A 20,800-nucleotide genomic window follows, 5' to 3' on the forward strand; every position below is an offset into this window, starting at 1 on the left:
CCTACCGTCGAGAGGCTCGTGCGGAGGATTTCTACGCCGGCCGAGGGGAAAGGTGCGACAATCTGCCACGCCAGGCCCTGGCGGCCAATAGTTTTGCGCCTAAGGAGCCCTAGGCCTGAACAGAATTGGCCGCGGCCGACTTCTGCTGCACTGCACCCTTCAGCCATTGCCGGAACGCCTTCAGCTTCGGCGGATCGGTCCGGCCCTCCGGCGTCACCAGATAGAAGCCGGCATCGCTCGGCAGGGTCATCTTGAACGGCACCACCAGCCGGCCCTTGGCGATGTCGTCCTGGACGTAGGCCGTCCGCCCGATCGCAACGCCGAGCCCGTCGATCGCGGCCTGGACGGTCATCAGCGACAGGTCGAAGCTCAGCCGGCCCTGCCTCGACATCTCGACCGGCAGACCCGCCGCGGTCAGCCAGAGCCGCCAATCGTCGTCATAACCTCCGCTGGCCTGCAGCAGCGTGTGATGCGCGAGGTCCTCCGGACAGCGCAGCGGCTTGTCGCCCTGCAGCAGCGCCGGACTGCAGACCGGAAACAGCTCGTCGGCCATCAGCCATTCCGCCCGCACGCCCGGCCAGTGGCCGCGGCCATAGCGGATCGCGGCGTCGACGTCGTCCTTGCGAAAATCGACCAGGCCGGTCGAGGTCGTGATGCGCACGTCGATGCCGGGATGGGCCTCCTGAAAGGCCGTCAGCCGCGGCAGTAGCCATTTCGCCGCCAGCGAGGCGATGGTCGAGACCGTCAGCACCTTGGCGTTGTCCTTGCGAACCAGCCGTTCCGTTGCCAGCCGGAGATCGTCGAATGCGGCGCGCACGAGCGGAAGATAGTCGCGGGCCTGTGGCGTCAGCGCGAGACTGCGGTTCTGGCGGACGAACAGGCGGATGCCGAGCTCGTCTTCCAAGCGCTTGATCTGATGGCTGATGGCGGTCTGCGTCACGTTCAGCTCGGAGGCCGCGCGGGTGAAGCTCAGATGCCGCGCCGCAGCCTCGAACGCCCGCAATCCATTCAGCGACGGTAGCCGGGCCATTCGCGGCCTCCCGGTTCATGACGTTATTTCATCCGAAACGGTAGTAAATGTCGTTTGTGGATGAAGCGCAAGCGCTCGATATTGCAGCCTCAAGGAATTTTCAGGAGGCTTTCATGTCCGTCTACGTCTCCTCGTCAATGACGAAACATCATGGCCCGGGGTTCTGGTCCGGCGTCGTGGAGCTGCTTGCGGCCTGGCGCTTCCGCTACCGGACCCGGCACGAGCTTGCGCAGTGGTCGGAGCGCGACCTGCACGATCTCGGCCTGTCCCGCAGCGATATCGCCGCCGAGATCGATAAGCCTTTCTGGCGGGGTTGATCCCCCTCACTCATCCCGCCGCGCCGGCGCCGCTCCGCAAAGGAGGGCGCCGGCAAGCTTCCCCGTTGGAGCCGCGCATGCCGACGCCCGCCATTGCCGATCTCGCTGCCGGCTCCAACACCATTCACACGCGGCGCGGTGAGGAGGTGCGCCTGCGCTTCGTCACACCTGACGACGCCGAGGCGCTGCAGAGCTATGTCCGGTCCTTGAGCCAACGCTCGCGCCACAAGCGTTTCCTCGGCGCGCTCAACGAGCTGCCAAAGGCGGTGCTCGAGGATTTCGTCGCGCTCGGCCGCAACGACCGGTACAGCCTGATCGCGACGATGGACCATGACGGCGTCGAAGGCATCGTGGCCGAGGCGCGCTATGCATTCGATCGCGGCACCGGTCGTGTCGAGTTTGGCCTGTCGGTCCATGACCGCTGGCAAGGCCACGGCATCGGTCCGGCGCTTATCGCGAATCTGGACGGACGCGCGCTCGCGTTGGGTGGCGTGACCCTGTCGGGCGATGCGCTGCGCACCAACGACGTGATGATTGCATTGGCCCGCAAGGCCGGTTTCACGATCAAGCCGCATGCGGACGATTGGACCCTGGTGCGGTTCGAGAAGGCTCTGAGCGGAGCGGTGGCTCATTTAGTGGGGGCAGATTTACACGTGGTCGGTCGCGAGTCCTAAGTCCCAACGTCCGAGATCAATGGATGGATGTCATTACCCCGCCAAGGCGCGACGTCCAGTACGCCGCCGCCGCACCTTGTCACCAGCTATCAGTTGCGGCCACTGGATCGCCCGGTCACGCCGGGCGACGATAGGTTGTTACCATACGACCATCCATCCACGTCATTGCGAGCGCAAGCGAAGCAATCCGGAGTCCTTGCCCAGCCCTGGATTGCTTCGCTCGCAATGACGAGACTCGCGGGTCGCCTTTCGGCTCAAAACGTCTCCACCCACGGCCGCAGCTCCATCTCCCAGCTCCAGGCACTGCGTGGCTGCTGCAGCACGCTCCAATAACTCGCGGCGATGGCATCCGGATCGAGCATCGAATTGGGACGCTCCGCCGGCTCCTGGCGTTCCGCGCTCCTGATCGCGCCGTCGATGACGAAATGCGCGACGTGGATGCCCTGCGGCGACAATTCGCGCGCCATGCTCTGGGCTAGGCCGCGCAGCGCGAACTTGCCCATCGCGAACGGCGCCGACTGGGCGTAGCCCTTCACGCTGGCGGAGGCGCCGGTGAACAGGATGGCGCCGTGCTTGTTCGGCAGCATGCGCTGTGCCGCCTGCTGCGCCACCAGGAAGCCGCCGAAGGCGCTGATGGCAATCGACTGCTGCACGTCGGCCGGCACGAGATCGGTGAGCGCTCCGCGCGCCCGCGCGCTGGCGTTGTAGACCACGAGATCGGGCGCGCCGATCTCGCGCTCGACGATGCCGAACAGCCGCTCGACCTCCTCCGGATTGGTCGCATCGCAGGGGTAGGCGCGGGCGCCGGTTTCGTTGCAGAGCGCTCCGAGCTTCTCGATCTTGCGGGCGGCCAGCGCCACGCGGATCTTCTCGCGCGCGAACAGCCGCGCCAGCGAGGCCGAGAGCCCTTCGCCGGCACCGACGATGAGGGCGATCTTGTAGGCAGGGATGTCCATGGGCATGTCCTTGAGCCAGAGCGTCCGCAGACATCAAGCTAGTGCACCGGCGGCCGACTTCCTACGGCTCGTCCCCACATTTTTGCTGCGCGTCCTCAGGTGGGACGCGGCTGCAATCCGGCGAGGCAGCCGATCTCCTCCAGCACGACATCGAGCCGGCTGCGATCGTGCAGGAAGGCATATTTGCCGCGGAGCATCGCCAGCGAGCGCGCGTGATATTTCTGCGGCTTCTGCATCCACGTGAAGTCGCCGAACTGGACGCGAAAGGCATCGCGTTTCTCGGCCAGCGCCTGTTCATTGGCGAGCGTCCACGGCATGAACAGCGCGCCGACCTGGCGGGTCAGGATCGGCATCAGGGTCAGCGACAGTTCCGGCCACAGCTCGAACTCGCCTTCGGCGCGCGGCCATAGCATGCGGTGGATCCAGGCCAGCACATGCGGCGCGCGGCCTTCGATCAAAGCGCCCGCAGTCGGATCGGTCCACAGCTCGTAGAACTGGGCCCACAGTCCGAAATCGCCATAGGCCGGACGCCGGCCGAACAGATACGGCCTGACCGAGAGATGCCGTTCGAGCAGGTCGAGCATTTCGGCAAACCCCTGCTCAATCTGCGGCGCGTTGATCTCGTTCGAGCCGACGTACCACAGCCGCTCGACCATGCGCGCGCGGATCTTCTCGGCCAGTTCGCCGACCTCGATCTCGTCCGCCTTGGGGGCGCGGATGCGGGCGATGCGCCCGGCTGAGGCGCGCTGGTCGAGATCGCGGGCCCAGCGATAGTGGAACATCCACTTGTTGCCCCACTCGTCGCCGAACTCCTCGATCAGGGCCGAGATGAAGCTCGTCAGCGCGTCGCCTGGATGAATCGTCGGCTGCGGAAAGTCGAGCTCGAGCGCATCGATGATCGGCGTCGAATCCTGCATCGGCACCTCGTCGGGAGCGACCACCAGCGGAATGATCGGCATCTTGGCGTGCCGCGCGAACTCGGTCTCGCTTTCCGCGTTGCGCAATATCCAGTGATGCGGAATGCCCTTGTAACGCAGATACGATCGCACCTTGACCGAATAGGGCGACATCTCCGCCCCGAAGATGCGATAAACCTCCGTCGGCTGATTGGTCATGGATCTGCTCCCGGTTCGGCGCACGCCGCTGCCTGTTGTGTATCCGATCAGGCGCAACCTGTCGAAGAGTCCATCAGAGACTTGCGGAAACGAACGAGGGCTTAACGATCATGCATCAGTTCCTGAAGCGCGATGACGTGATGACCGGCGGCGCGAGGCCGGAGCTGCTGGCGCCCGATACCACCGGGCTGAACTTCTATCGCGCCGACCCCGCGCTCGCCGATCTCTTGCGCATCCATCTGCCCGAGGCGCTGTTTCGGCACCTCGTGCCGCATCTCGACCGCCTCGGCGAGCTCGCCGGCTCCTATCTCGACGAATGCGCCCGCCTGGCTGACCGCCATGGCCCTGTGCTGCACCAGCGCGACCGCTTCGGCCGCGACGTGCAGTGGGTCGAGTACCATCCGGCCTATCGCGAGCTCGAGCGCGCCGCCTTTGGCGAGTTCGGCATCCACGCGATGTCGATCCGCAAGGGCATTCTCGGCTGGCCGACCAAGTATCCGGTCACGGCCAAGCACGCCTTCACCTTCCTGTTCAACCAGGCGGAGTTCGGTCTGGGCTGTCCGATCAACGTCACCGACGGCTGCGCCAAGCTGCTGGCGAGCTTCGGCAGCGACGGGCTCAAGGCCAAGTACCTCGATGGCCTGACCCAGACCGACATGAGGAAGCTGACCCAGGGTGGCCAGTTCATGACCGAGAAGGAAGGCGGCTCCGATGTCGGCACGTTGACGACGGTCGCCGTGCCGGAGGGCGACCATTGGCGCCTGCATGGCGAGAAATGGTTCTGCTCCAATGCCGACGCGAAAGTGGTGATGCTGCTGGCGCGGCCACAAGGTGCCGAAGCGGGAACGCGCGGCGTCGGCCTGTTCCTGATGCCGCGCTTCCTCGATGACGGCAGTCAGAACCACTATCGGATCGTGCGCCTGAAGGACAAGCTCGGAACGCGCTCGATGGCCTCGGGCGAGATCAAGCTGGAGGGCGCCGTCGCCTATGCGGTCGGGAGGCTCGATCGCGGCTTTGTACAGATGGCCGAGATGGTCAACTCGTCGCGGCTCTCCAACGGCGTCAAGTCGACCGCGCTGATGCGGCGCGCCTGGCACGATGCCATCACCGTCGCGCGCAATCGGGTGGTGTTCGGAAAGCCAATCGTCGATCTGCCGCTCGGGCGGCGGCAATTGCTCAAGATCCTGCTCCCGACCGAGCAGGCGCTGTCGATGAGCTTCCTCACCGCCGACGCGCTCGACCGCGCCGAAGCGGGCAGCCAGGATGCCGCGGCGCTGCTGCGAATCCTGACGCCGACCCTGAAGTTTCGCGCCACGCGCGACGCGCGGAAGGTCTGCGGCGATGCGTTGGAGATGCGCGGCGGCATCGGCTATGTCGAGGAGTTCGTCACCGCGCGGCTGCTGCGCGACGCCCATCTCGGCTCTATCTGGGAAGGCACCGGCAACATCGTCGCGCTCGATGCGTTGAAGCGCGCCGTGGGCCGGCACGGTGCGGAGGCCGCGCTGGCCGCCGACCTGCATGCGCGGCTCGACGACAGTGCCGCCGTGCCGCAGGCCTGGCGCGATCAGCTGCATCGACTCGTGGATCGTGCCGTGGGCTTTGCGCGCGAGATCGCGGGACGCGCCGACAATGAGTCGGAAGCGCGCCGCGCCACCAGCCTGCTGTATCACGTGGCGAGCGCCGTCTCGACGACCTGGGAAAGCGCACGCATCCACGCGATGCGCGGCGACGCGCGGCGGTTGCTATTGGCGAAGCTCGTCGTCGATCATCGTCTGACGCCGTCCGATCCGTTCCGGCTCGCGGAAAACGAGACGGACGACGCGATGGCGACGCTGCTGCTCGGCGATCGCGTCGCAGGCATGGACGAGGTTGGCGAACTGATCTCGGCGGCGTAGTCTTGTGGAATGTCACGAAGATGGATCGCGAGCTCATGGCTTCTACTTTGTGCGAGTGATGAGCGAACAGGCTGGGGGTACAGGTCTAATCATTTGCACCACCCGTGCGGCTGCCCCTCACCCCAACCCTCTCCCCGTGAAGAACGGGGAGAGGGAGCGCAGCGGCTACGTCGAAATAGCCGGATAACAACTCACAATAACAGGGAGAACGCCAATGAAAGCCGCCGTGCTGATGGAGGTCAACAAGCCGCTCGTCATCGAGGACGTCAGCGTGCCCAAGCCGGGGCCGCGGGAAGTGCTGATCCGCACGGCGGTGGCGGGGCTCTGCCATTCCGATCTGCATTTCATCGAGGGCCTGTATCCGCATCCGCTGCCCGCGGTGCTGGGCCATGAATCCGCTGGGATCGTCGAGCAGGTCGGCGCCGATGTCACCTATGTGAAGCCGGGCGATCACGTCGTCACCTGCCTCTCGGTGTTCTGCGGCACCTGCGACAACTGCACGACGGGCCGTCCGGTGCTGTGCACCGACACCACGGTGAAGATGCCGCCAGGCGCCTCCAACCGGCTGTCATGGGCGAGAGCTGAGAAGCTGCATCAGTTCCTCAACCTGTCGTCCTTTGCCGAACAGATGCTGGTGCACGAGAATGCGATCGTGAAGATCCGCAACGATATGCCGCTCGAGCTCGCCGCGCTGATCGGCTGCGGCGTCATCACCGGCTATGGCGCCGTCGTCAACACGGCGCGGGTGCAGGCCGGCGAGACGGTGGCCGTGATCGGCTGCGGCGGCGTCGGCATGGCTGCGATCAACGGCGCCGAGATCGCGGGTGCCGGTCGCATCATCGCCATCGACACCAATCCGGCCAAGCTGCAGCTCGCGACGAAACTGGGCGCGACCGACATCATCAATCCCACTGAGGGTGACGCCGTGGCCCAGGTGCGCGAGCTCACCAAGGGGGGCGTGCATCACGCCTTCGAGGTGCTCGGGCGCAAGGAGACCGCCGAGCAGGCCTTCGCGATGCTGGCGCCGGGGGGCACCGCGACCATCGTCGGCATGATCCCGTTCGGGCAGAAGATCGAGCTGCACGGCTTCGACTTCCTGCGCGAGCGCCGCATCCAAGGCTCTTCGATGGGCTCCAACCACTTCCGCGTCGATATGCCCCGCCTCGTCGAGTTCTATCTGCGCGGCAAGCTGCACCTGGAAGACTGGATCTCCGCCAAGCTGAAGCTGTCGGAGATCAACGAGGGCTTCGCCAACATGAAAGCCGGCAAGACGCTGCGCAGCGTGATCATGTTCGATGCATGAGGGGCACGGTCGAGTGTGAGGAAGTTGATGGGGTTTGGCGGGTCTGCCTATTAGTCACTCGTCATGCCCGGGCTTGACCGGGGCATCCAGCCTCTGGAAGATGGATGGCCGGGTCAAGCCCGGCCATGACGATGTAGGACGGCGGAATTTGGTGAGGCGTTGTTGAAGAAGTCGAAGCACTAACTAATTCGCGAACCGTGGCGGCGGAACGAAGCCGCCGAACTCGCGCTCGATCAGGTCGGCGAGCTTGAGCGGCGTGCGGTCTTCGAGGAATGGGCCGACGATCTGCACGCCCACCGGCAAGCCGTTGGCGAGGCCGAGCGGGATCGCGGTCGCCGGCAGTCCGGGCAAGGTGGCGATGCCCGGCCAAGCGAGCTGATCGGCGTAGCAATGCTCGACGCCGTCGATGCTGATGCGGCGCTGCTCCTGGTCGGGCGAATGATCGTGCGGATAGGCCGGAGTCGGCATGATCGGGCAGATCACGGCGTCGAACTGCTCGAACAGCGTTCGCCATTGCGCGCGCAGCCGCGCCCGCGCCCCGCCGGCCTGAACCCAGTCGCGATGGCTGAGCGCGATGCCGCGCAGTCGCTCGGCCGCGAGGCTCGCCGCCTCCTTCGGCAATTGCGCGGCCGCCTGGCTGGCGCCGGCGTGGACCTCCGCCGGCATGGTGGCGCCGATGAAGCCGAGCAGCAGGCGCATGTAGAGCCGGCTCGATGCGGCGAAGTCCGGCAGCAGCGGGCTCTCTGTCGCGACGTTGACGCCGGCCCGTGCCAGGTCGGCCGTCAGCCGCTCGATCGCGCCGCGCACGGCGCTGTCGGTCGGCAGCAGCGGATCGCTCGCGACCACCAGCACGCGGAAATCCTGCAGGCGACCGTGACGCGCCGGCGGCAGGTCGAGGCGATACGCCTTGCCGGCCTCGAGCGGGTCGGGGCCTGCGATCACATCGAGCAGCAGCGACAGATCGGCGGCCGAACGGGCCATCGGGCCGACGACGGCGAGGTCGGCCTCGCCGGGCAGCGGCTGAAATGGCGGCGGCGTGTGGCCGCGCGAGGCCACCAGGCCGTAGCTCGGCTTGTGCGCGGTGACGCCGCAGTGAAACGCGGGGACCCGCAGCGAGCCGCCGATATCGGACCCGAGCGACAGCGAGCCGTAGCCGGCGGCCAGGGCCGCGGCCGATCCGCCTGACGAACCGCCTGGCGTGCGGCCGAGATCGTAGGGATTGTTGGTGATGCCGTAGATGTCGTTGTAGCTCTGCCAGTCGCCGAGCCCGAGCGGCACGTTGGTCTTGCCGAGCACGATGCCGCCGGCATCCTTCACGCGCGTCACCGTCAGCGCATCCTCGGCCGCGATGAAATCCCTGTGCTGCGGAAAACCCCAGGTCGTCGGCAGGCCGGCGACGTTGTAGGATTCCTTCACCGTGAGCGGAAGGCCGAGCAAAGGCCGCCGTTCGCCGCGCGCCAGCGCCGCGTCGGCGACGTCAGCGGCAGCGAGCGCGCGCTCGAAATCGCGCACGCAGACGGCGTTGATCTCGGAGTCATGACGTTCGATGCGATCGATGGCGAGCCTGGTCAGCTCCACCGACGAGATCTGACGGTCTGCCAATGCCTTCGCCGTGTCGACGGCGGTTGCGAACGTCCATTGCGGTGCGGCCAATGTCGATCCTCCCGGTGCGATGTTTGCCGGGAGTCTAACCGATGCGGATGGCGATCACTTGACCAAAATTGCGGACTATCCTCTAGCCCGGCAGCATCCGCTGCATGACGCGGTCGCGATAGATGAAGACGTGCGCGATTGCGGCGGCGACGTGAGCGACGATCAGGATCAGCAGCAGCCATTCGGATGCCTGGTGCAGCCCGTCGATGGCGCGGTTACCGGCCGGGTTGCGCGCCGCCAGCATCGGCAACGGAAGCAGGTAGAAGAACGACACGCTCCAGCCGCGGAAGGAGGCGAACAGCCAGCCGGTGATGGTGCTCGCCATCACCATCACATAGAGCATCCAGTGCACGACCTCCGAGCTCAGCCGCTGCCAGGGCGGCAGCGAACTCTCCGGCGCGACCGGATGGGTGAGCCGCCAGACGAAGCGCACGGCGATCAATGCCAGAATGGTGAGGCCGAACGAAATGTGCAGGATCATCGGCGCGCCGGGGGGCGTGTTGGCATGCAGGTCCGGCATCAGCCAGCCGATCGGATACTGGATGGCGAGCAGCGCCACCACCAGCCAGTGCAGGATCTTCGCGGGCGTGCCGTAATGCAAGCGTGGCGTCATGACGATTTTCCGTTGTGATCGGTCCGGCGCCATCAGCCTCGCGGCTGGACGTTTTGCAAGACGCCGGGGTGCGGAGGCTAGGCCGCTCCTATGAGAATTCCGACGCCGAGCACGATGATGCCGCCGAGCACGATCTGGAACACCGCCTGCAGGAACGGCGTGTCCATGTAGCGCGCGCGGATATAGGCGATCGCCCACAGCTCGAAGAACACCACGAGGCTCGCGATCGCGGTCGCGATCCAGAACGCGTTGGTCCAGGAGTCCGGGACGAGATAGGGCATCGTGTGCCCCAGTCCGCCGAGCGTCGTCATCGCGCCGCAGACGGCGCCGCGCAGCCACGGCGAGCCGCGTCCCGTCAGTGAGCCGTCGTCGGACAGCGCCTCGGCAAAGCCCATGCTGATGCCGGCGCCGATCGAGGCGGCAAGGCCGACCAGGAAGGTCTGGAAGTTCTGATGCGTGGCGAAGGCGGCGGCGAACAGCGGCGCCAAGGTCGACACCGAGCCGTCCATCAGGCCGGCGAGACCGGGCTGGACATATTGCAGCACGAACACGCGCCGCCGCGTCTCATCCTCCTTGTGCCGGACGTCCGGACTGAGGATCTTGTCGGTCAGTTTCGCCGCAACCTTCTCGTGGCCCTTCTCGGCCTCGGCGAGATCGCCGAGCAGCCGGCGCACGCCGACATCCTTGGCCTGCTCAGCGGCCTTGGCGTAGAAGCGCTCGGCCTCGAACTCCATCGTGCCGACCTCGCGGCGGATGGCGTCGAGCGACAGGTTCTTGGTCAGCCAGATCGGCCGGCGCTGCAGGAAGCCCTTGACGTTCTCGCGCCGGATCGGCGGCAGGTTCTTGCCGAAGCGCTCCTCATAGAGCTCGAGCAGCATGTGGCGGTGGCCCTTCTCCTCCTCGGCCATCTGCTCGAACAGCTTGGCCGAATCCGGATAGCGTTCCGCCAGATCCTCCGCGAAGCTCATATAGATGCGGCCGTCTTCCTCTTCGGCCGAGATCGCGATTGCCAGGATCTCGCGCTCGGTGAGGTCGGCGAAGTTCTTCATTCCAAGGTCCCCGGATCTCTCGCTCTCAACATTCGGCTGTTTAGAACGTTTCTAAAGTCTATATGGATTTGCCGCACCGCGGTCAAACTCCGGCCGCCGATTGGTCGCGAACGCTTTCGTGACCCCGCATTCAAGCTCCAGTCATGGAACTGCGAGGATAGTCCGTCGTTCGCGTTCCGCTCAGCCACCTAAGGAGTTCCAATGGACAGCGTCAAATACCGGCTCAACGATCCAGGGTTGGCGCCGCGCCGCACCCGGATGGATATCCCGGGCTGGGCAGGCGAACGCCAGCCGCGCGCGAATGGCTCGCATGAGCAGGTCTGGCATTGCGTACCATTCTCGGAAGGTGCGCAATATGGCATCGAGCTGTTTTATCCCTACGACTTCGAGCTGCAGGTCACCACGCGCGACGGCAAGCTCGAACTGTCCGGCGACTGGGGCGAGCCGCCGAGCCCGAGCTTGCAATGGCCGCCATTCCGCAATTTCGGCGATGCCTTCTACACCTACCAGATCCTGCTCGATCTCAAGGTGCCCAAGGGTTTCGCGATCCGGACCGAGCCGCATCCGCGCTTCTACACCGATCGCAGCGATACCTGCCCGATCGCGGTGCCGGCGCTGGTGCGCAATTTCTGGCCCATGCTGTTCTTCTGCGTCTTCAAGGCGCCCGCGGAAGGGCGGACGCATATCTTCCGTCCGGGCGAGCCGTTCGCGCAGGTGATCGTGATTCCGGAGGAGGCGAACTTCACGGTGGAGCCGATGAGCCCGGACGAGGCAGCCGAGCGCGAGCTGCAGTCACGCCGCATCCACGCCAGCCGGCCCGTGCTCGCCAAGGAGACCGAATGGGTGTCCAGCACCGACACTGTGTTCGACGGCACCTATCGCCATCTGCATCGCGCGGCAAAGGACAAGGCGCGCAAGGCCTGACCCTTCCGTCTTCCTCAAACGAAAGAGCGCCGACCTCACGGTCGGCGCCCCCCGAGCTGTCACCTCTCAACGATCAATAGCGATCGTAGTACCAGTGGTGATGGTGATGATGGTGGTGGTGATGGTAGTACCGGCGCGGCACCACATAGACCCGGGGGCCGTAGCCGTACCCATAGCCGGGGCCGTAGCCATAGCCGCGCCAATAGCCATGGTGGTGATGGTGATGATGATGGTGGTGATGGTACCACTGCGCGAGCTGCACCTTCGGCTCGGCCGCCGGCGGTCCCTGCTCGTCGAGCGCCTGCAGCACCCTGGCGGCATCGGGGATCGGCTCGAGCAGGTCGGCGTAGGAATTGGCCTTCAGGACATCGGTCGGGGCCGGAGCCGCCGACGCCTGCACCGTGCCGAGCGCGCCGACAGCGGCGACGGCGCCCAACAAGCCTGCGATCTTCTTATCCATAAATCATCTCCTGATGCGCATTGCCCGGATGCGGAAACGTCAACCCCGAATGTTCGTTCCTCGATTCGCCTAATACGTCGGAACGGCGTCCGAAATCAGGCTGTCGATCTGTTCAGGAACGTTAACAGGAGCTCATGGACTCGTTCATGTTGCTCCTGCTGCACCCAATGACCGGCGCGATCGATCAGCTCGCACAGCATCATGTTGGTGCACACTCGGGATTGCATCGATTCGAACACGCCGGGCCGTTGGTAGATGCCCCAGTCTTGCAGGCCGGAGATGAATGCAGACGGAACGTCGATGGTGCGATCCGACCACGTCTGCAATTCCGCTTCGAACAGGCCAGACGTGCCGCAGCGATACCATTGCAGCGCGCCCTGGAAGCCGGTCCGTTCATATTCGGCGGTATAGACCGCGAGCTCGCTGTCAGGCAGCCAGCGATTGGCCGCGATCGCCGCCGCGTCAGGCATCTCCTCGGCGGCGGTCTCGGCCATCGTCTTGCCGAGGTCCATTACGTAGTAGGTCGGCAGCTTGGCGAGCTCGGTCGCGTCCCAGGCCTGCAGGGGGTAAGGGACGTTGCCTGCCCAGTCCGCACTCTTGTGATGATAATAGGCGCGCAGGAAATCATGCAGCCCCTGCGGCGCGCGATGCATGTCCGTACTGGCCTGCCGCGTCGCGTAGTACCATTGATAGTGCTTGCGCGGCCGCGGCAGCGCCGCCAGTTCGCGATGCACCGGATCCGATTGCGGCGCGAGGGGCTGGCTGGCGATGTCGAACGGCGCTGCGGGTGGCCCGGGAAACGGTGCGCTCATCATCACGACCGACCGGAAGACATCGGGGCGGATCACAGCGCACCACGCCGCGACGGGGCTGCCGAAGTCGTGGCCGATGACGGAAGCGACATGGCGATGGCCGAAGGCATAGACCACGCCGAGCGCATCACGGACCAGATTGGTGAATCGAAACGGCGCGAGATCACCGTCATAGTCCGCGCTCCAACCCGTGGTGCGGCCATAGCCGCGCTGGTCCGGCGCCAGCACGTGATAGCCGGCCGCCGCCAGCGCCGGCATCACCTTGCGCCAGCTATAGGCGAGCTCGGGAAAGCCGTGCAGCAGCAGCACGCAGGGACGGCCGGGCGTCTCGAACCCGGCTTCCAGCACATGCATGCGCAGGCCGTTGATGCCGTCGACGAAGCGCGAGCGGATGGTGGGCGGAAGGGGGAGCGGGGGAAGAGACTGAGACACGTCGTGTACTCTCCTCACGTCGTCCCGGCGAACGCCGGGACCCATAACCACAGGACAATGTGGTGAGGCTGACTGGCCGCTCCAGCCTTCGCAAAACTCAAGACGGTGACTATAGGTCCCGGCTCAAGGCCGGGACGACACCGTTGGTGGGGCTAAGCCGCGCCCTTCTTCGGCCAATAGCGCTCGCGCAGGTGCCGCTTGACCAGCTTTCCGGTCGGTGTGCGCGGCAGCTCCGGCTCGAAGTCGATCGAGCGCGGGCATTTGATCGGTGACAGATGCTGGCGGCAGAACAGCATCAATTGCTGCTCGAGCTCCTTGCCGGCGCGCGCCATGTCGTGTGGCTGCACCACCGCCTTGACCTCCTCGCCCATCTCCTCGTTCGGCACGCCGAACACGGCGACATCGGCGACGTCGGGATGCGTGATGAGGACGTCCTCGGTCTCCTGCGGGTAGATGTTCACGCCGCCGGAGATGATCATGTAGGACTTGCGGTCGGTCAGATGGAGAAAGCCGTCGGCATCGAGATAGCCGACGTCGCCGAGCGTTGACCATCCCTTGTCGTTGTAGGCGCGCTTCGTCTTCTCCGGATCGTTGTGATAGGAGAACACCGGCGCGTCGGCGAAATAGACCGTGCCGATCTCGCCGGTCGGCATCTCCTGATCGTCTTCGCCGAGGATCTTGATCTTGCCGACCACGGCACGCCCGACGCTGCCGCGATGCTCCAGCCACTGCTTCGAGGTGCACACGGTGACGCCGTTGCCCTCGGAGCCCGCATAATACTCGATCAGGATCGGCCCCCACCACTCGATCATCCTGGCCTTGACGTCGACCGGGCAGGGTGCCGCAGCATGGATCGCGCCCTTCAAGGTCGAGACGTCATAGCTCTTGCGGACGTCCTCCGGCAGCTTCAGCATGCGCACGAACATGGTCGGCACCAGCTGCGACTGCGTGACCTTGTATTTCTCGACGAGTTTCAGGAACTCCTCGGCGTCGAAATGCTCCATGATGATGGAGGTGCCGCCGAGCACCGAGACCATCATGTTGAAGCGCAAGGGAGCTGCATGATAGAGCGGCGCCGGCGACAGGTAGATGCTCTCGGCATTCATGCCGCACATGTCGGCGCAGAGCACGCGCAGGAACTGGTTGGGCTGATCGATCGGATTGCCTTCGAAATCCTTCTTGATGCCCTTGGGACGCCCGGTGGTGCCCGACGAATACAGCATGTCGTAACCGGCGACCTGGTCGGGGATCGGCGTCTTGGGCTGGGCGCCGGCCTCCTTGTCCCAGGAGCGGAAGCCCGGCTCGGGCTCGTCGACCATGAAGAACAGCGGACCGTCCTTGGCGGTCGCGAGATCGCGCACCTGCTCGGCGCATTTCGGCGAGGTGATGAAGACCTTGGCGCCGCAATCCCTGATGATGTAGGCGATCTCGTCCTTGGTGAGATAGCGGCTGATCGCGGTGTAGTAGAGGCCGGAGCGCTGCGCGGCCCAGGCGATCTCCATGAAGGCGAGCCGGTTCTCCATCAGGAAGGCGACGTGATCGCCGGCCTTCAGACCCAGCGCGCGGAACAACTGCGCGCCCTGGTTCGAGAGCTCGTCGAGCTCGCGATAGGTGATGGCCTTGCCGGTGCCGGCCATCTGATAGGCGATCTTGTCCGGATGGTTCTTGGCGTGAATGGAGGGGTGGGTCATGAGGGCTCACCGCTAAATTAGGAAAATGGTGTCGTCCCGGCCTTGAGCCGGGACCCATAACCACAGGGGCCTGTGGTGAGAGCGAGCTGTGGCTCCAGCTCGCCCGACATTCAATTCGGTGGCTATGGGTCCCGGCGTTCGCCGGGACGACACCGTTATTGGGGCGCGACTTACAGCCGCTCGACGATCGTCACATTCGCCATGCCGCCGCCTTCGCACATGGTCTGCAGGCCGTAGCGCTTGTTGCGCTGCTTCAGCGCATGCAGCAGCGTGGTCATCAGCTTGGTGCCGGAGCCGCCGAGCGGATGGCCGAGCGCGATCGCGCCGCCATTGACGTTGAGCCGGCTGGGATCGGCGCCAGTGGTCTTCAGCCACGCGGTCGGCACGGAAGCGAATGCCTCGTTGACCTCGTAGAGGTCGATGTCGTCGATCGACATGCCGGCCTTCTGCAGCGCGCGCTGCGTGGCCGGCAGCGGCGCCTCCAGCATGATCACGGGATCGCCGCCCATCATCGTCATGTGGTGGACACGGGCGATTGGCTTGACGCCGAGCGACTTCAGGCCGCGCTCGTTGACGACCATCACGCCCGAGGCGCCGTCGCAGATCTGGCTCGCGGTCGCCGCGCTGAGCTTGCCGTTCTCGGCGATCAGCTTGACGCCCTTGATGCCGTCGAGGGTGACATCGAAGCGGATGCCTTCGTCGATGTGATGGGTGTCGGTCGAGCCGTCGGCCCTGACGATCTCGAGCGGGATGATCTCGTCCTTGAAGTGGCCTGCCTGCGTGGCGGCAATCGCGCGCTGATGGCTGTTATAGGCGTATTCGTCGAGCTCATCCTTGGAGAGACCGTACTTCTCCGCCATCATTTCCGCGCCGGTGAACTGGCTGAACTGGATGTTCGGATAGCGGCTCTCGATGCCAGGGCTCTTGTAGTGTCCGAAGCCGTTCTTCGCCGGAAGCGTGGAGGAGAGACCCATCGGCACCCGGGTCATCGACTCCACGCCGGCGGCGATCACGACATCCATCGCGCCCGACATCACTGCCTGCGCGGCGAAATGCAGCGCCTGCTGCGACGAGCCGCACTGCCGGTCGATCGAAGTGCCAGGCACGCTCTCCGGCAGCTTCGAGGCCATCACCGCATTGCGCGCGATGTTGTTCGACTGCTCGCCGGTCTGCATCACGCAGCCCATGATCACGTCCTCGACCTGGTCCGGCGCGGCGCCGGAGCGCTCGACCAGCGCGTCCAGCACCTTCGCAGCGAGGTCGGCCGGATGCCAGCCGGCCAGGCGGCCTCCCTTGCGGCCGCCGGCCGTGCGTGCAGCCGCGACGATGTAGGCTTCCGCCATGACGTGTCCTCCCTAGACTTGGTGTTCGTGATTGGCTGCGATTTAAATGCGCGATTGAGCCTTAGTCAATCGATCAATTAACTCTTGAGATCAACTCCGGCTTCGGCTTATCTGCCTCGATCAAGCGCGAGACATGTCTTGGGACCCCAGCTTCAGAACAGTGTGCCGGAGAAACTTCCCGCGGGGCGGAATGCGACAGCAGAGAAGCTGCTGGACGCCGCCAGCGAGCTGATGATCGCGAGGTCCTCGATCGAGATCTCGCTGAGCGACATCGCGCAGAAGTCCGGGGCAAACGCTGCGCTGGTCAAATACCATTTCGGCAACAAGGACGGCCTGCTGCTGGCGCTGCTCGCCCGTGACGCCGCGACCGAGGTCGCCAATCTCGAATATCTGCTGGCGCAGCCGCTGCCGCCGACGGCCAAGCTGAAGCTGCACATCAGCGGCATCATCCGCGCCTATCACCGGTTTCCCTACATGAACCGGCTGATCCATTATCTGCTGCACGAGAGCAGCGCCGAAGCGGCCGACGAGGTGTCGAAGTTCTTCGTGGCCCCGCTGCTCGATTTCCATCACAGGCTGATCGAGCAGGGCGTCGCCGAGGGCGACTTCCGCGCCGTCGACCCGGTGCTGTTCTACACCAGCCTGATCGGCGCCTGCGATCATTTGTTCTTCGGCCGCCACGCCATGTCTCGCGCGATCGGCGTCGGCCCCGTCACCGATGACGTCTGCCGCCAGTACATCGCCCATATGGAGGCGCTGATCTGCGGCGGCATATTGAAACGTGCGAATGGCGAATAGGGAGTAGCGAATAGGGGGATGCCCTACCTTCCCTGTTCGCTACTCCCTACTCGCCATTCGCCAACAACAAACAAACGGAGGAAACGCACCATGCAACTCAACAACGTTGCCGTTCTGATCACCGGCGGTGGCTCGGGCCTCGGCGCCGCCACGGCGCGCGCCATGGCCGCCAAGGGCGCGAAGATCGCCGTGCTCGACCAGAGCAAGGAGAACGCGGAGAAGGTGGCGGCCGAGCTCAACGGCGTCGCCATTCATGCCGACGTCACCGACGAGGAGCAGGTCAAGGCCGGCATCGCCAAGGCCGAAGCCGCCCACGGCATCGCGCGCGTGCTGGTCAACTGCGCCGGCATCGGCGGCTCGCAGCGCATCGTTGGCAAGGACGGCGTCTATCCGCTCGCCAAGTTCGCGCGCATCATCAACGTCAACCTGATCGGCACCTTCAACGTGCTGCGCCTGTTCGCCGAGCGCCTCGTCACCGCCGAGCCGATCGGCGAGGAGCGCGGCGTCGCCATCAACACTGCGAGCGTCGCGGCCTATGAAGGCCAGATCGGCCAGATCGCCTATTCGGCGTCGAAGGGTGGTGTCGTCGGCCTGACCCTGCCTGCCGCGCGCGATCTCGCCAGCCAGAAGATCCGCGTCAACACCATCGCGCCCGGCCTGTTCCTGACACCGCTGCTGATGGGCCTGAACGAAGAGGCCCGCAAGAGCCTGGGCGCCCAGGTGCCGCATCCGGCCCGGCTCGGCGACGCCTCCGAGTACGGCAACCTCGCCGTCCACATCGTCGAGAACCCGATGCTGAACGGCGAGACCATCCGCCTCGACGGCGCCATCCGCATGGCCCCGCGCTAGGCGGCATTCTCCGCTGTCGTCCCGGCCTTGAGCCGGGACCCATACTCCGCGGCGTCTGTGAGAGGCACTCTGGCAGACGCCGCGCTCTAACCAATCAGGCCGGTGGCTATGGATCCCGGCGTTCGCCGGGATGACACTGAGGCTGGAGCGCGCGCCATGTCCCAACCGCTGCTGATCGAACACGACAATGGTGTCGACCGGGTGACGCTCAATCGTCCGGAGAGCCTGAACGCGCTCGATCCCGCGTTGATCGATGCGCTCAATACCTACTTTGAAAGCCTGCAGCGCAACCGGACCACGCGCGTCGTCGTGCTCAAGGGGGCCGGCAAGAATTTCTGCGCAGGGCTCGATCTCAAGGCTGCGATGCAGCGGCGCGGCGGTGTCAACGAGCCGCCGAACGTGACCGAATCCCTGGACTCGCAGCGGCGCATCGCCGACATCGTGATGCTGATGCGGCGCTGCCCGCAGCCGATCATTGCGCTGGTGCAGGGCGCGGCGGCCGGCGGCGGCTTCGCGCTGGCGCTCGCGGCCGATATCCGCATCGCCGCGCGCTCGGCGCGGATGAACTGTGCCTTCATCAAGCTCGGCCTGGGGGGCTGCGACATCGGCACCAGCTACTTCCTGCCGCGCCTCGTCGGCGTCTCCGTCGCATCGGAGCTGATCCTCACCGGCCGCTTCATCGGCGCCGAGCGCGCGCTCATGGTCGGCCTGGTGTCGGAGATCGTCGAGGACGATATGCTCGAGAACGCGGCCGCGCCGTTCGTCGACGCGATGATGACGGCCTCGCCGGTCGGACTTCGACTGTCGAAGGAATGTCTCAACATGAGCGTCGATGCGTCGTCGATCGAAGCCGTCATCGCGATGGAAGATCGCAACCAGGTGCTGTGCAGCCGCTCGGAGGATTTCAAGGAAGGCATTACAGCCTTCCTCGAGAAGCGAAAGCCGGTCTATACCAACCGCTAGATATCAAGATCCGCAAAGGACGATATTTCGGGAGACGCAAAATGGACGGGACGGCAGCGAAGGTGTTGGAGAAGCCGGCATTCCGCGAGGTCAACTGGCTGGCGCGCGACATCGACGTCGAGCGCCGCACTGACGGCACGATCATCATCAAGTCGCGCATTCCGCTGCAGGCCTATGAGCCGCATCTGGCGGCGCCGCTCGCCCGCTGGGCCAAGGAGGCGCCGACGCGGACCTGGCTCGCGCAACGCAGCGGGGCCGAGCGGCAATGGCGCAAGCTGTCCTATGCCGAGGCCAAACGCACGGTCGATGGGCTGACGCAGGGCCTGCTCAATTTGAGGCTGGACGGCCGTCCCGTCGCGATCCTCTCCGGCAATTCGATCGAGCATGCGCTGATGACGTTCGCGGCCATGCAGGCACGGTCGCCGGCGGCGCCAGTGTCTCCGGCCTACTCGTTGATGAGTCACGATCACCTCAAGCTGAAATACCTGTTCGGACTGGTGAAGCCGGGCGTGGTCATGGTGCAGGACGGCCCGACCTTCGAGAAGGCGCTGAAGGCGCTCGATCTCGACGGCGTCACCGTCGTTCATGTCGCGCGTCCGTGCGAGGGCGTTGCGAGCATCAGCTTCGCTGATCTCGCCGCGACGCCGATCACCGGCGCGGTCGACGCGTCGATTGCGCAGATCACACCGGACACGGTCGGCAAGCTGCTGTTCACCTCCGGCTCGACCGGCATGCCCAAGGCGGTCATCAACACCCAGCGCATGATGTGCGCCAATGCGGCGATGATGATGCAGACGCGGCCGCGTGGACCGGAGGCGCCGATCTCCACGGTGCTCGACTGGATGCCGTGGAATCACACCATGGGCGGCAATGCGCTGTTCAATCCGCTGTTGATCGAGGGCGGCACGCTGTACATCGACGACGGACGGCCGATGCCCGGCATGTTCGACGAAACCATCCGGAACCTGCGCGAGGTGTCGCCGACCTATTACGCCAATGTGCCCGCCGGCTATGCGGCGCTGGCGGCGGCGATGGAGAAGGACGACGCGCTGTGCCGCTCGTTCTTCAAGGATCTGGGCATCATGGCCTATGGCGGCGCGCGGCTGCCGGACGATCTCTATGAGCGCATGCAGGCGCTGGCGGTGAAGACCACCGGTGAGCGCATCGTGTTCTACACCGGCTGGGGCTCGACCGAGACCGCGCCGACCTCGACCGGCACCTATTGGAACACCGAGCGCGTTGGCCTGATCGGCCTGCCATTCCCCGGCGTCGAGCTGAAGATGGTGCCGACCGGCGACAAATACGAGCTGCGCCTGCGCGGCATCAACGTGATGCCTGGCTATTTCGGTCAGCCGGAGCTGACGAGGAAGGCGTTCGACGAGGAGGGATTCTACTGCATCGGCGATGCCGGCGTATTCGTCGATCCCAACGATCCGGCGCAAGGCATCATCTTCGCCGGCCGCGTGGTCGAGGATTTCAAGCTCACGACCGGCACCTTCGTCCATGTCGGCTCGCTGCGCACCGATGCGATCGCAGCCGCAACACCGGCGATCCACGATGCACTGGTGACCGGGCAGGACCGCGAATATGTTGGTCTCCTGGCTTGGCCCAATCTGCACGCCTGCCGCCAGTTGGTCGGCGATCCCAATGCGACGTTCGAGGATGTGGTGAAGCATCCAGGGGTCATCGACTGCGTCCGCCGCGGCCTTCAGGCGCACAACAAGGACTGCGAAGGCGCGAGCAGCCGGCGGATCGCCCGTGTCATGCTGATGGTCGAGCCGCCGTCGATCGACGGGCACGAGCTGACCGACAAAGGCTACATCAACCAGCGCGCCGGCCTCGAGCGCCGCGCCGCGCTGGTCGAGCGGCTTTATGCGGCCAAGCCCGACAGCGACGTGATCGTGCTGTGATGCGGAATTTTAG

The 20,800-nt window shown here is 65.3% G+C and carries 19 protein-coding genes; 9 read left to right on the forward strand and 10 right to left on the reverse strand.

All coding sequences use genetic code 11. The features are described from left to right. Positions 1–109: 109 nt before the first annotated feature. Positions 110–1,030 (reverse strand): transcriptional regulator GcvA, encoded by a 921-nt coding sequence (locus ACQR1H_RS09520; protein WP_315805209.1) that lies wholly within the window; start codon positions 1,028–1,030, stop codon positions 110–112. Positions 1,031–1,143: 113 nt separating this feature from the next. Between ACQR1H_RS09520 and ACQR1H_RS09525 the strand changes: the two genes are divergently transcribed. Together ACQR1H_RS09525 and ACQR1H_RS09530 are read left to right on the forward strand one after the other, a co-directional pair. Next, positions 1,144–1,347: a DUF1127 domain-containing protein gene (locus ACQR1H_RS09525; RefSeq protein WP_315805208.1), complete on the forward strand. Its 204-nt coding sequence runs from the start codon at positions 1,144–1,146 to the stop codon at positions 1,345–1,347. Between the two features lie 77 nt (positions 1,348–1,424). Further along, entirely contained in the window at positions 1,425–2,021 is a 597-nt protein-coding gene (locus ACQR1H_RS09530; RefSeq protein WP_434907469.1) for a GNAT family N-acetyltransferase, read from the forward strand. Positions 2,022–2,275: 254 nt separating this feature from the next. Here the strand turns inward: ACQR1H_RS09530 and ACQR1H_RS09535 are convergent, their stop codons facing one another. Both ACQR1H_RS09535 and ACQR1H_RS09540 read right to left on the reverse strand, forming a co-directional pair. Next, positions 2,276–2,977 (reverse strand): SDR family NAD(P)-dependent oxidoreductase, encoded by a 702-nt coding sequence (locus ACQR1H_RS09535; RefSeq protein ID WP_315805206.1) that lies wholly within the window; start codon positions 2,975–2,977, stop codon positions 2,276–2,278. A gap of 95 nt (positions 2,978–3,072) precedes the next feature. Beyond that, the gene (locus ACQR1H_RS09540; protein ID WP_434838537.1) at positions 3,073–4,092 is read right to left on the reverse strand and encodes a glutathione S-transferase family protein; all 1,020 of its coding nucleotides are present in this window, start codon (positions 4,090–4,092) and stop codon (positions 3,073–3,075) included. Between the two features lie 110 nt (positions 4,093–4,202). Here ACQR1H_RS09540 and ACQR1H_RS09545 point away from each other — a divergent pair, with 110 nt between their 5' ends. After that, positions 4,203–5,987, forward strand: a complete 1,785-nt coding sequence (locus ACQR1H_RS09545) for an acyl-CoA dehydrogenase family protein (protein WP_434907470.1) — start codon at positions 4,203–4,205, stop codon at positions 5,985–5,987. 214 nt (positions 5,988–6,201) lie between these two features. Next, positions 6,202–7,290, forward strand: a complete 1,089-nt coding sequence (locus ACQR1H_RS09550; RefSeq protein ID WP_434838539.1) for a Zn-dependent alcohol dehydrogenase — start codon at positions 6,202–6,204, stop codon at positions 7,288–7,290. A 183-nt stretch (positions 7,291–7,473) separates the two neighbouring features. Here the strand turns inward: ACQR1H_RS09550 and ACQR1H_RS09555 are convergent, their stop codons facing one another. The 3 genes from ACQR1H_RS09555 to mbfA form a co-directional block, all read right to left on the reverse strand. Beyond that, positions 7,474–8,943, reverse strand: a complete 1,470-nt coding sequence (locus tag ACQR1H_RS09555) for an amidase (RefSeq protein WP_434907471.1) — start codon at positions 8,941–8,943, stop codon at positions 7,474–7,476. Between the two features lie 82 nt (positions 8,944–9,025). After that, positions 9,026–9,556, reverse strand: a complete 531-nt coding sequence (locus ACQR1H_RS09560; protein ID WP_315805201.1) for a cytochrome b — start codon at positions 9,554–9,556, stop codon at positions 9,026–9,028. Between the two features lie 77 nt (positions 9,557–9,633). Continuing rightward, positions 9,634–10,605: an iron exporter MbfA gene (gene mbfA / locus ACQR1H_RS09565; protein WP_315805200.1), complete on the reverse strand. Its 972-nt coding sequence runs from the start codon at positions 10,603–10,605 to the stop codon at positions 9,634–9,636. Between the two features lie 201 nt (positions 10,606–10,806). On the opposite strand from mbfA, the gene ACQR1H_RS09570 reads away from it, so the two are divergent. Further along, entirely contained in the window at positions 10,807–11,529 is a 723-nt protein-coding gene (locus ACQR1H_RS09570; protein ID WP_315805199.1) for a hypothetical protein, read from the forward strand. 73 nt (positions 11,530–11,602) lie between these two features. On the opposite strand, the gene ACQR1H_RS09575 is transcribed toward ACQR1H_RS09570, so the two are convergent. The 4 genes from ACQR1H_RS09575 to ACQR1H_RS09590 form a co-directional block, all read right to left on the reverse strand. Continuing rightward, a complete protein-coding gene (locus tag ACQR1H_RS09575) occupies positions 11,603–11,989 on the reverse strand; it encodes a hypothetical protein (RefSeq protein WP_316216414.1) in 387 nt (128 codons plus the stop codon). A gap of 95 nt (positions 11,990–12,084) precedes the next feature. Then, positions 12,085–13,155 carry an alpha/beta fold hydrolase gene (locus ACQR1H_RS09580; RefSeq protein ID WP_315805270.1) on the reverse strand — a complete coding sequence of 357 codons (1,071 nt, stop codon included), beginning with the start codon at positions 13,153–13,155 and terminating at the stop codon, positions 12,085–12,087. A 230-nt stretch (positions 13,156–13,385) separates the two neighbouring features. After that, positions 13,386–14,924, reverse strand: a complete 1,539-nt coding sequence (locus ACQR1H_RS09585) for an acyl-CoA synthetase (RefSeq protein ID WP_434890292.1) — start codon at positions 14,922–14,924, stop codon at positions 13,386–13,388. A 170-nt stretch (positions 14,925–15,094) separates the two neighbouring features. Beyond that, positions 15,095–16,267 carry an acetyl-CoA C-acetyltransferase gene (locus tag ACQR1H_RS09590; RefSeq protein ID WP_315805196.1) on the reverse strand — a complete coding sequence of 391 codons (1,173 nt, stop codon included), beginning with the start codon at positions 16,265–16,267 and terminating at the stop codon, positions 15,095–15,097. A 138-nt stretch (positions 16,268–16,405) separates the two neighbouring features. Here ACQR1H_RS09590 and ACQR1H_RS09595 point away from each other — a divergent pair, with 138 nt between their 5' ends. The 4 genes from ACQR1H_RS09595 to ACQR1H_RS09610 all read left to right on the forward strand — a co-directional run bounded on the left by ACQR1H_RS09595 (position 16,406) and on the right by ACQR1H_RS09610 (position 20,787). Beyond that, complete coding sequence (locus tag ACQR1H_RS09595) at positions 16,406–17,065, forward strand: TetR family transcriptional regulator (protein WP_315805195.1); 660 nt, start codon at positions 16,406–16,408, stop codon at positions 17,063–17,065. A gap of 90 nt (positions 17,066–17,155) precedes the next feature. Next, positions 17,156–17,914 (forward strand): SDR family NAD(P)-dependent oxidoreductase, encoded by a 759-nt coding sequence (locus ACQR1H_RS09600; RefSeq protein WP_315805194.1) that lies wholly within the window; start codon positions 17,156–17,158, stop codon positions 17,912–17,914. 156 nt (positions 17,915–18,070) lie between these two features. Continuing rightward, positions 18,071–18,877 (forward strand): enoyl-CoA hydratase/isomerase family protein, encoded by an 807-nt coding sequence (locus tag ACQR1H_RS09605; RefSeq protein WP_434892710.1) that lies wholly within the window; start codon positions 18,071–18,073, stop codon positions 18,875–18,877. Positions 18,878–18,918: 41 nt separating this feature from the next. Continuing rightward, the gene (locus ACQR1H_RS09610; RefSeq protein ID WP_434907472.1) at positions 18,919–20,787 is read left to right on the forward strand and encodes an AMP-binding protein; all 1,869 of its coding nucleotides are present in this window, start codon (positions 18,919–18,921) and stop codon (positions 20,785–20,787) included. Positions 20,788–20,800 lie beyond the last annotated feature (13 nt).

The sequence above is a fragment of the Bradyrhizobium sp. HKCCYLRH2015 genome (assembly GCF_051168215.1).
Lineage (GTDB): Bacteria > Pseudomonadota > Alphaproteobacteria > Rhizobiales > Xanthobacteraceae > Bradyrhizobium.

Bases quoted from the DNA above. Each gene is read 5' to 3' on its own strand.
- ACQR1H_RS09585 (WP_434890292.1), bottom strand. From the start codon at position 14,924: ATGACCCACCCCTCCATTCACGCCAAGAACCATCCGGACAAGATCGCC.
- ACQR1H_RS09530 (WP_434907469.1), top strand. From the start codon at position 1,425: ATGCCGACGCCCGCCATTGCCGATCTCGCTGCCGGCTCCAACACCATT.
- ACQR1H_RS09570 (WP_315805199.1), top strand. From the start codon at position 10,807: ATGGACAGCGTCAAATACCGGCTCAACGATCCAGGGTTGGCGCCGCGC.
- ACQR1H_RS09525 (WP_315805208.1), top strand. From the start codon at position 1,144: ATGTCCGTCTACGTCTCCTCGTCAATGACGAAACATCATGGCCCGGGG.
- ACQR1H_RS09545 (WP_434907470.1), top strand. From the start codon at position 4,203: ATGCATCAGTTCCTGAAGCGCGATGACGTGATGACCGGCGGCGCGAGG.
- ACQR1H_RS09575 (WP_316216414.1), bottom strand. From the start codon at position 11,989: ATGGATAAGAAGATCGCAGGCTTGTTGGGCGCCGTCGCCGCTGTCGGC.
- ACQR1H_RS09605 (WP_434892710.1), top strand. From the start codon at position 18,071: ATGTCCCAACCGCTGCTGATCGAACACGACAATGGTGTCGACCGGGTG.
- mbfA (WP_315805200.1), bottom strand. From the start codon at position 10,605: ATGAAGAACTTCGCCGACCTCACCGAGCGCGAGATCCTGGCAATCGCG.
- ACQR1H_RS09535 (WP_315805206.1), bottom strand. From the start codon at position 2,977: ATGGACATCCCTGCCTACAAGATCGCCCTCATCGTCGGTGCCGGCGAA.
- ACQR1H_RS09520 (WP_315805209.1), bottom strand. From the start codon at position 1,030: ATGGCCCGGCTACCGTCGCTGAATGGATTGCGGGCGTTCGAGGCTGCG.
- ACQR1H_RS09540 (WP_434838537.1), bottom strand. From the start codon at position 4,092: ATGACCAATCAGCCGACGGAGGTTTATCGCATCTTCGGGGCGGAGATG.
- ACQR1H_RS09600 (WP_315805194.1), top strand. From the start codon at position 17,156: ATGCAACTCAACAACGTTGCCGTTCTGATCACCGGCGGTGGCTCGGGC.
- ACQR1H_RS09610 (WP_434907472.1), top strand. From the start codon at position 18,919: ATGGACGGGACGGCAGCGAAGGTGTTGGAGAAGCCGGCATTCCGCGAG.
- ACQR1H_RS09560 (WP_315805201.1), bottom strand. From the start codon at position 9,556: ATGACGCCACGCTTGCATTACGGCACGCCCGCGAAGATCCTGCACTGG.
- ACQR1H_RS09580 (WP_315805270.1), bottom strand. From the start codon at position 13,155: ATGCATGTGCTGGAAGCCGGGTTCGAGACGCCCGGCCGTCCCTGCGTG.
- ACQR1H_RS09550 (WP_434838539.1), top strand. From the start codon at position 6,202: ATGAAAGCCGCCGTGCTGATGGAGGTCAACAAGCCGCTCGTCATCGAG.
- ACQR1H_RS09590 (WP_315805196.1), bottom strand. From the start codon at position 16,267: ATGGCGGAAGCCTACATCGTCGCGGCTGCACGCACGGCCGGCGGCCGC.